2 protein-coding genes are annotated in these 2,109 nt (G+C 57.9%); one reads left to right on the top strand and one right to left on the bottom strand.

Annotation, left to right across the window (positions count from 1 at the left end):
* The first annotated feature begins 740 nt into the window (after positions 1-740).
* Positions 741-1,478: a glycoside hydrolase family 12 protein gene (locus XI08_RS10070; protein ID WP_161533429.1), complete on the top strand. Its 738-nt coding sequence runs from the start codon at positions 741-743 to the stop codon at positions 1,476-1,478.
* 55 nt (positions 1,479-1,533) lie between these two features.
* Here the strand turns inward: XI08_RS10070 and XI08_RS10065 are convergent.
* Positions 1,534-2,109 (bottom strand): transposase (locus XI08_RS10065; RefSeq protein WP_271574297.1); only part of this gene is annotated, 576 nt, incomplete at its 5' end.

Below are 2,109 nucleotides of genomic sequence, written 5' to 3'. Positions count from 1 at the left end.
CAAGCGCGGGAAGACTAATGCTGCCGACGCAGAGGCGATCAGCGAGGCTGCAATACCATGCGCTTCGTCCCGGTTCGTCGAACACTACAATCACGTCCGCTGTCATGAGAGCATCGACAACCTACTCCTGTCGATGTCTACCTCGGCAGGGCTGAGGCGATCCTTGCAGGCCCGCAGCAATTGGCTCTTCCATTCGGTCGTCCCCCATCGCGGGTGTCAAGCCGGGCACGCGGGCCGCGATTTTAATCGAACCGAAGCTACCGGTCAGCGACCGCAGCCGGCTGCCGGGTCGATGCCCGTAACGGGGCGTTCCCTCATGGCCGGCCTTCACGCCGCGTCCGTAGCGCGGCCGCGCAAGGGCCGGATCGAGCTCGCTGCGGAGCAATTCTTCTAATCAATTCCCGCGCTCGTTCCCGCAGCGCCGTTTCGACCGGATCGAATCAATTTCGAAAAGCTGCGGAGCCGTCTCTCTTTCACGCGGTGGGGAAATGCATCTTTGTGATGTTGCTGGTCATGGCATGGATCTCCGATCCGGCGCTCCAAACGGCGGATGATTCGAGGTTGATCACCTCGGAGACTACGCCGCTTTCAGTTCCAACCAATCGCGAGGGGCCCTGGTCTGAAATCCGCCAGCCTGTCGGGAACGCGACCGGAAGCGCGAGAAAAATAGCGACGTCTGACTCTGCCCATTATGGCCCAACTCTTGCGAGGGGCGAGCGGGCAAAGGTTGGAGATTGAGAATGGCGAGCGTGTCGAAGCTAAAGGTGCTTGTGGTCCTGATTGCTGCCAAGGGTGCGCTTCTCGCGGCATCGGCAAAAGCTCCGATATGGAGTTCGAGTGCTCAATACGGGAGCTTTTCAATCGATGGCTACAGTTGGAATAACGACGTATGGGGCAGGGGCGCAGGGCCCCAGACTATCTCGGTGAGTGCTGTCAACCAGTGGGGGGTGTGGTCGAACCAGCCTGATGCTGGCGGAATCAAGAGCTATCCCCACGAGGGTTTCAATGTCGGTAAACCGCTCAGTTCGATCAACACTCTGATCTCGACCTTCAATCAGGACGTTCCGACTAGCGGCGCCTGGGACGTCGCCTACGATATCTGGGACAGCTCAAATCAGTATGAGATAATGCTCTGGACGAATTACACCGGCAATCCTGATGGTGGCGGCAACGTCAAGCCTATTTCTTACAAGTACGCTTCTTCCGGGGCCGCGATACCGATCTACACAAATGTCGATGTAGGCGGAGCGACTTGGAACGTATTTCAAGGAGAAAATCACCATAAGGTCATCTCATTTCTGCGCACTTCGAAGACCAACACTGGGACGGTGGATATCAAGAGTGTCCTGCTGTGGATCAAGTCGAAAGGGTACTTTGGGGAGATAAACGTCGGCAACGTCCAATACGGCGTTGAGATCACCTCCTCTCCAGGTGGGATGAACTTTAACTTCAATAATTGGACCCTGACATCGAGGTGAGTACTCGCGGTCGCTGAGGTGAAGCGGCCTCGGATTTTGGACCGGCGGCTTAGTCCTACTGCGTCACAAACGATGATCTGTCTGGTGGTCGAACTTGATCGCACAACAAGGAGATCTCGACAGCGTTCGGACGAGCCCATGTTCGAGGCGCCGTCGCATCGTCGCGATCGAATTTGGAACGTGACGTTGGGTCCGCAGCGGCAGATCCGCGGGGTCTGTAATCTGCGGGAATGCGATCGAGCGGGATCGGCCGGGCGCGCCGCGCGCCTGAGGGGGGAATCGTCTCCCGCTCGGAGATCAGGAATCCGTAGCCTGCGATGCACATTGTTGCGTGATGATGAAAGCCGCGCCAGCCGCGTCCCTCGAAGTGGCCGAGCCCGACCTCCTGCTTGAGTTCCTGATAGTCGCGTTCGATGCGACAGCGCAATTTAGCCATCTCAACGAGAGTCCGGAATGCCACATCCTCCGGCAATGTCGAGAGCCAGTATTTGGCAGGCTGGTCCTCGCCTTTTGGCCATTCGATCAGCAACCATTCCTCCAATCGCCGGGTGGTTTGCCAATAATCACGATGCGCGGCACGGACCCGCACGCGTGCAAAGCGCGAGGTCAGCTTTTCGCTCGTTCCTTGCCG

Origin of the sequence: Bradyrhizobium sp. CCBAU 11361, assembly GCF_028128935.1 — a bacterium.
GTDB classification, from domain to species: Bacteria; Pseudomonadota; Alphaproteobacteria; order Rhizobiales; family Xanthobacteraceae; genus Bradyrhizobium; species Bradyrhizobium niftali.
Note: the sequence above shows the minus strand (reverse complement) of the source record. Positions and strands in the feature narration are given on the sequence as shown.

Bases quoted from the DNA above. Each gene is read 5' to 3' on its own strand.
- XI08_RS10070 (WP_161533429.1), top strand. From the start codon at position 741: ATGGCGAGCGTGTCGAAGCTAAAGGTGCTTGTGGTCCTGATTGCTGCC.